We start from the raw sequence: 7,235 nt of genomic DNA on the forward strand, positions 1-7,235 counted from the left end.
TTGTAGGCGCTGCCGCAGGCTGCGATCTTTTGCTTTTTAGCTCAATTCAAGCCAGATCGGCGCATGATCCGACGGTTTTTCCATGCCGCGCAGCTCATAGTCGACACCGGCCGCCTTGACCCGTGGCAACAGGCCGTGGGAAGCGAGGATCACGTCGATGCGCAATCCACGCTTTGGCTGGTCCTCAAAACCACGGCTGCGGTAGTCGAACCAGCTGAAGACGTCAGCCACTTCCGGGTTGAGGTGGCGGAAGCTGTCAGTCAGGCCCCAGTTTTTCAGGCGTGCCATCCACTCGCGCTCTTCCGGCAGGAAGCTGCATTTACCGGTTTTCAGCCAGCGCTTCATGTTGTCCGGGCCAATGCCGATGTCGCAGTCTTCCGGGGAAATGTTCACGTCGCCCATGACCACCAGCGGCTGGTCGTTCTTGAACTGGCTTTCCAGCAGTTGCTGCAGATCGCCGTAGAAGCGTTGCTTGGCCGGGAATTTGGTTGGGTGGTCGCGGCTTTCACCTTGTGGGAAATAGCCGTTCATGATGGTCACCGGTACGCCATTTGCGTCGGCGAACGTGCCCCAGATAAAGCGCCGCTGCGCGTCTTCTTCATCGGTGGCGAAACCCTTGTGCAGGGCCAGCGGTTCCTGGCGCGAGAGCAGGGCGACGCCGTAATGACCCTTTTGCCCGTGGAAATACACGTGGTAGCCCAGGGCCTTGACTTCATCGAGCGGGAACTGGTCGTCGTGGACCTTGGTTTCCTGCAACCCGATCACATCGGGCTGATGCTTTTCGATCAGCGCCGCCAGCTGATGGGGACGGGCGCGCAGCCCGTTGATGTTGAAGGAGACAATCTTCATGGTCGGCAGTCCTGGCAAAAGGGCGATGCTAGCTGACATGTAGGAATCGGGCCAGTGCGAGGTGGGACGTTTACCATTTCATTGCCTACACTGATTCCGAATCAGCAAGGAACTGTGTCAGCGCCACTGAGTTCGTACCAATAAGAGCGCAGCCGCCCGAGCTGTGCCGGGGAGATCAACCGACATGCCCGAAACCTCCACCGCCATTGCCGATATTCACATGCTCGACAGCGGCTATTCCCGCGAAGCGCGTTCGCTGTTGTATCAGGCCTACCGCCACGAGCCGACGTTCGGCTACCTGTTCGAAGCTGAACGCCCCGGCTACGAACAGCGAGTGCGCGCGACCGTGCGCGAACTGGTCAAACAGCACTTTTTGCAGGATTTACCGGCCATCGGCCTGCTGGTCAATGATCGCTTGATCGGTATCGCCCTGATCGCGCCGCCGCAACGTCGGCTGGGGATCACTGAAAGCTGGGCCTGGCGTTTGCGCATGGTGCTCAGTACCGGGTTTCGTTGCACCCGTCGCTACCTCGAGTATCACGATGCGGTGGCGGCGTGTTCGCCGTCCGACTCGGTGCATGTCCTGCCATTGCTGGGGATTCACCCGCAGTTCCAGGGCAAACACTTCGGCGAACAATTGCTGCAAGCGGTGCATAACTGGTGCGCGGTGGATGAAAATTCCCAGGGAGTAATGCTCGATACCGGCAATCCGCGTTATCTGGAGTTCTATAAGCGCCAGGGTTATGAGGAAATCGGCGAAGTGGCCGTAGGACCGATTCGCGAGCACGTGTTTTTTCACGCCAATCCGCAGGTCGTGCAGAGCGCAATCGCTTAAGGTCGAACTTTCCTTGCGTGCCAGGCTCTATCACGCTCCCGTGCCCGTGATAGCATCCGCGCCTATGAAGTTTCCAGGAAGAATTACCAGTGGCGTGCTCCTGCTGATCAGCAGCTGCGCGGCACTGGCGCAAAGTGAATTGGATGTGCGGATCAAACCGTCCAACGATGAACTCAAAGCCAATATAGAGGGCTATATCGGCAGTCTCGGCGATCGTGACGAAGAGGCCTTGTTGCGCTTCAGCCGTGGCGCCGAGGAACAGGCGCGCAAGGCCGCCCAGGCCTTGGGTTATTACCAGCCACAAATCGACAGCAACGTGACGGGTGGCAAGACGCCGCACCTGATCCTCAATATCGTGCCCGGCGAGCCGGTGCATTTGCGCAACGTCACCATCCGCATCGACGGCCCCGCGGCCTCGCTCAAATCCTTTCGCGTACCCAAGAGCCATGCGCTGCAGACCGGCGCGGTGCTCAATCATGGCCAGTACGACGACGCCAAGCGGCTGATCCAGAACCAGGCTTCGCGTTACGGATTTTTCAGCGGCCATTTCACCCGTTCCAAACTGTCGGTCGACCCGCGTGCCGGCGTGGCCGATATCGAGTTGATCTACGACAGCGGCCCACGCTACTCACTGGGCAAGGTCAAGTTTGAAGGCGACACGCCGTTCGATGAAGACCTGCTGCAACGCATGGTGCCGTTCAAGGCCGGCACGCCATACGACTCCGAACTGATCGCCGAACTCAATCAGGCGCTGCAATCGAGCGGCTATTTCGAGGGTGTGCGGGTGGATGCCGCGCCGACAGCGTCCAAGGACGATGTGATCCCGGTGGACGTCAAACTGGAAACCCGCAAGCCGCGGACCATGGGTTTGGGTTTGGGTTACTCCACCGACGTCGGCCCTCGGGTCAAGGCCAACTGGACCCGGCACTGGGTCAACCCGCAGGGCCACAGCTATGGCTGGGAGACGGAAATTTCGGCGCCACGGCAAAACGTCGGGCTGTTCTACGACATTCCGCTGGACCCTCCTTTGACCGACAAACTGCGTTTCGCCGGTGGCTATCAGAAAGAGGAAATCGCCGACAAGGACAGCCTCAGCAAGCTGCTGACCATCGGCCCGGAATGGCACAGCAAGTTGCCCAGCGGCTGGCAGCGGGTGGTCTCGCTCAAGTGGCAACGCGAGGAATACCGACTCGGCGACGACTCCGGGCTCAGTACCTTGTTGATGCCCGGCGTGAGTTATTCGTACCTGAAAAGCGATAACCGCATCGACCCGCACAACGGCTATCGCCTGCAATTCGAAAGTAAAGTGGCCAAGGAAGGTTTGGGCTCGGACAACAATCTGTTGTACGGCACGGCACTGGTCAAAGGCCTGACCACAGTGTTCGACAAGCACCGTTTCCTCGGACGGGTTCAGGTCGGCGGCAGTGCCACCAACGGCTACAAATCAATACCGCCATCGCTGCGTTTCTTCGCCGGTGGCGACCAGAGCGTGCGCGGCTACGACTATCAGAGCCTGTCCCCGGAAAACAACGAAGGTGACCGCATCGGTGGCCGCTACATGGTCGCCGGCAGCGTCGAGTACCAATACTCCGTCGCTGAAAAGTGGCGGGTCGCGACCTTCGTCGATCAGGGCAACTCCTTCAATACACTCGAACTGCCGAACCTCAAGACCGGGGTCGGTATCGGCGTGCGCTGGGTTTCGCCGGTAGGGCCGATCCGCCTCGACCTGGCCCATGCGCTGGACGACGATGGTGGCATTCGATTGCACTTTTCCATGGGGCCCGAGCTTTGAAACGCGGTTTGAAAGTAACGTTGCTGGCGATTGCGGCACTGTTGATGTTGCTGGTTGTGACGCTGGCCACGGTGCTCGGCACGGCGACTGGCAGCCGTTGGGCGCTGGGCTTTGTGCCGGGTTTGAGCCTGGACAATTTTCAGGGTCGACTGGGCGGGCAATGGAGCGCCGACCATGTGCTGTGGCAGCAGGACAGCAGCCGGGTTGAACTGGACAAAGTCATCTTCGCCTGGTCGCCGCTGTGCCTGACGCGCATGACCTTGTGCATCGATCAATTGCAGGCGGAGCAGGTCAGCCTGCAATTCCCGCCCGCTGCGGAGGAGCAAAGCAGCGGGCCGATCACTCTTCCAGACTTGAAGCTGCCGGTAGCACTGGAGCTGGGTGACATCAAGGTCGGCAGCCTGCTGTTCAATGGCAGCGAACAGCTCAAGGATTTGCAGCTGGCGGCGCACTGGACAGAACAGGGCATGCAGATCGACTCGGTGAAACTGCAGCGTGACGATCTGAGCCTGAGTCTGTCGGGTCGATTGCAACCCGGTGGAAACTGGCCGCTCACCGCTGAGGGCCAATTGACCCTGTCGACTCCCGCGCCTTGGACATTGGCGTTGAAGATTGACGGCGATCTGCTGAAAACCCTGAACCTGAAAGCCGACAGCAGCGGCTATCTCACCGGGCAACTGACGGGCGAATTGCAACCGCTGGCGGAAAACCTGCCGGCCAAAGTGCGCATCATCGCTGACGGCTTCAAGCCCAGTGCTGATCTGCCGGACACCCTGCAACTCAATCAACTGGAGCTCACCGGCGCCGGCGATCTTGAAAGCGGTTATCAGTTGCTCGGCAAGGCCAATTTGCCTGGGGAAAAAGGCCCGGTCGCGCTGGCGCTGCAAGGCAAGGTCGACGCCAATGGCGCGCAGATCGCCGCGTTGGACCTGACCGCCAACGACAAGCAAAGCCTCAAACTCAACGGGCAGGTGGACTGGAGCAAAGGCCTGAGCGCCGAGGCGAAAATCGATTGGCGGGACTTTCCGTGGCACAGCCTCTATCCGTTGATCGACGAACCGGAGGTGGCCCTGCGCAGCTTCACCGGTGAAGTTTCCTACACCGACGGCAAATACCTCGGCCACTTCAATGCGGCGCTGGACGGCCCGGCCGGTGCGTTCACCCTGACCAGCCCGTTCGCCGGCGACCTGACGAAAATCTATCTACAACAAATTCAATTGGTGGCCGGGCAGGGCAAGGCCGAAGGGCATCTGAACCTGCAATTCGCCGATGGCATCGCCTGGGACACTTCGCTGGATCTTTCGGCGATCAATCCGGCGTACTGGGTCGCGGAACTGCCGGGCACCCTCGCTGGACCGTTGCGCAGCAAGGGTGAGCTGAAGAATGAAAAACTCAGCCTCACTGCCGACCTTGATCTGAAAGGCAAACTGCGCGGCCAACCGGCGATTTTGCAGGCCAAGGCAGACGGCGCTGGTGAGCAATGGAACCTCAATGCCCTGCAAATTCGCCTCGGTGACAACAGCATCAACGGCAGGGGCAGCCTGCAACAGAAACTCAGCGGGCAGATCGATATCAAGCTGCTGCGCCTGGCCCAGCTCTGGCCGCAACTGCGCGGGCAGATCAATGGCCGGGTCGATGTCGCCGGTACGCTCAAGGCACCGCAAGGCAAACTCGGGTTGCAAGGCACGCAGTTGGCGTTCCAGGACAATCGCCTGCAAAGCCTCAACCTCGATGCGACCCTCGACAGCGCGCAACGGGCGAAAATCGACCTCAAGGGCAGCGGCATTCAGGCGGGCGATACCTCGCTGGGCACGTTGACCGCCAGCGGACAGGGCGACATCAAGAACCAGAAACTGAACCTCGACCTGCAAGGGCCGAAGCTCAAACTCGCGCTCGGTCTCGACGGAGCGCTGGATAAAGGCAACTGGCGCGGACGTCTGGCCAGCGGCGATATCCAGGCCGGGGGCCAGGACTGGAAACTGCAAGGTCCGGCAAAACTGGAGCGGCTGGCGGATGGCAAAATCAACTTCGGCGCCCATTGCTGGGCGTCTGGTCCGGCCAGTCTGTGCGGCGAAGACCAGCGGCTGATGCCGGAGCCGAAGCTGCGTTACCACCTCAAGCAATTCCCGATCGAGAGCCTCGCGCAGTGGCTACCGAAGGATTTCGCCTGGCAGGGCCGACTCAACGCTGACGTGCAACTGGACTTGCCCGCCAGTGGCCCGAACGGCGTATTCAGCATCGACGCCAGCGGTGGCACGTTGCGCGTGATGGAGAAAGACCAGTGGCTGGACTTCCCGTACCAGACCCTGAAACTCACCAGCAAGCTCACGCCCAAGCGCATCGACACCGACCTCAGTTTCGTCGGCGGCAAACTCGGCGAACTGATGGTGCAGGCGCAGATCAACCCGTTGCCGAAGAACAAACCGTTGAGCGGTTCCTTCCGCTTGAGTGGCCTGGACTTGTCGGTGGCACGGCCGTTCGTGCCGATGGTCGAGAAGTTGACCGGGCGTTTGAATGGCAGCGGCACGATTTCCGGTGGGCTGCTGGCGCCGCAGGTCAACGGCAGTCTGCAACTCAGCGACGGCGAAGTATCCGGCCCTGAGCTACCGATGGAGATTGAAGCCTTGCAATTGCAGGCTGTGATCGCCGGTGAAACCGTTCAGATCAACGGCGGCTGGAAAAGCGGCAAGACCGGGCAGGGCAGCTTGAACGGCAACATTGCCTGGGGCCAGGCGCTGGTGGTGGATCTGGTGCTCAAGGGCTCGCACTTGCCGGTCAGCGTTGAACCGTACGCCAAGGTCGAAGTGGCGCCGGACCTGAAAATTTCGATGAAGGGCGACGAGCTGGCTATCGCCGGCAAAGTGCAGGTGCCCAAGGGCGATATCACCATCCGCGAATTGCCGCCATCAACGGTCAAGGTTTCCGACGACACGGTGATCGTCGGCCAGCAGACCGAAGAAGGCAAACCACCACTGGCCATGAAAATGGACATCGATGTGGTGGTCGGCGAGGAGAAACTCAGCTTCGCCGGGTTTGGCCTGACCGCGAATGTGCAGGGGCATGTGCATATCGGCGACAACATGGACGCCCGTGGCGAGTTGTGGCTCAACGACGGTCGTTATCGCGCCTATGGCCAGCGGCTTACGGTGCGTCGGGCGCGGTTGCTGTTTGCAGGTCCCATCGATCAGCCGTACCTGGACATCGAAGCCATCCGCCAGACGGATGACGTGATCGCCGGTATTCGTTTGAGCGGTAGCGCTGAGCAGCCGACCACGCAGATTTTTTCCGAGCCGGCCATGAGTCAGGAGCAGGCGTTGTCCTATCTGGTGCTGGGGCGTCCGCTGAGTACCAACGGTGAGGACAACAACATGCTCGCCCAGGCGGCGCTTGGTTTGGGGCTGATGGGCAGTTCCGGGGTGACGGGTGGTTTGGCGAAGAATCTGGGGATTGAGGATTTTCAGCTTGATACTCAGGGTAGTGGTAATGCCACCAGTGTTGTGGCCAGTGGCAATCTTTCGGAGAAGCTCAGTTTGCGGTATGGCGTTGGGGTGTTTGAGCCGGCTAATACGATTGCCTTGCGTTACAAGCTGAGCAAGAAGGTTTATCTCGAAGCCGCTGGGGGTGTGGCCAGTTCGCTGGATATTTTTTATAAGCGGGATTTTTAGAGGGCTTTGAGTACATATCCGTTGCTGCGGTAACGGCGGCTTATGGTTTCGCCCTTACGGCGACTCACTTTTTTGACAAACGCCTCAAAAAAGT

The 7,235-nt window shown here is 60.0% G+C and carries 4 protein-coding genes; 3 read left to right on the top strand and 1 reads right to left on the bottom strand.

What is annotated here, in order from left to right; genetic code table 11:
* Positions 1-36 precede the first annotated feature (36 nt).
* Positions 37-849, bottom strand: a complete 813-nt coding sequence (xthA, locus tag ACW9JC_RS27230) for an exodeoxyribonuclease III (RefSeq protein WP_457458876.1) — start codon at positions 847-849, stop codon at positions 37-39.
* 184 nt (positions 850-1,033) lie between these two features.
* Between xthA and ACW9JC_RS27235 the strand changes: the two genes are divergently transcribed.
* From ACW9JC_RS27235 to ACW9JC_RS27245, 3 genes are all read left to right on the top strand, one after another.
* Positions 1,034-1,684: a GNAT family N-acetyltransferase gene (locus ACW9JC_RS27235; protein WP_338581911.1), complete on the top strand. Its 651-nt coding sequence runs from the start codon at positions 1,034-1,036 to the stop codon at positions 1,682-1,684.
* A gap of 64 nt (positions 1,685-1,748) precedes the next feature.
* Positions 1,749-3,476 carry an autotransporter assembly complex protein TamA gene (locus tag ACW9JC_RS27240; RefSeq protein ID WP_457458878.1) on the top strand — a complete coding sequence of 576 codons (1,728 nt, stop codon included), beginning with the start codon at positions 1,749-1,751 and terminating at the stop codon, positions 3,474-3,476.
* Positions 3,473-7,141, top strand: a complete 3,669-nt coding sequence (locus ACW9JC_RS27245; RefSeq protein WP_457458880.1) for a translocation/assembly module TamB domain-containing protein — start codon at positions 3,473-3,475, stop codon at positions 7,139-7,141. Before ACW9JC_RS27240 ends, ACW9JC_RS27245 begins: the two co-directional genes overlap by 4 nt.
* Positions 7,142-7,235: the final 94 nt, after the last annotated feature.

It is taken from the genome of Pseudomonas sp. SDO5591_S426, assembly GCF_054070755.1.

Bases quoted from the DNA above. Each gene is read 5' to 3' on its own strand.
- xthA (WP_457458876.1), bottom strand. From the start codon at position 849: ATGAAGATTGTCTCCTTCAACATCAACGGGCTGCGCGCCCGTCCCCAT.
- ACW9JC_RS27235 (WP_338581911.1), top strand. From the start codon at position 1,034: ATGCCCGAAACCTCCACCGCCATTGCCGATATTCACATGCTCGACAGC.
- ACW9JC_RS27240 (WP_457458878.1), top strand. From the start codon at position 1,749: ATGAAGTTTCCAGGAAGAATTACCAGTGGCGTGCTCCTGCTGATCAGC.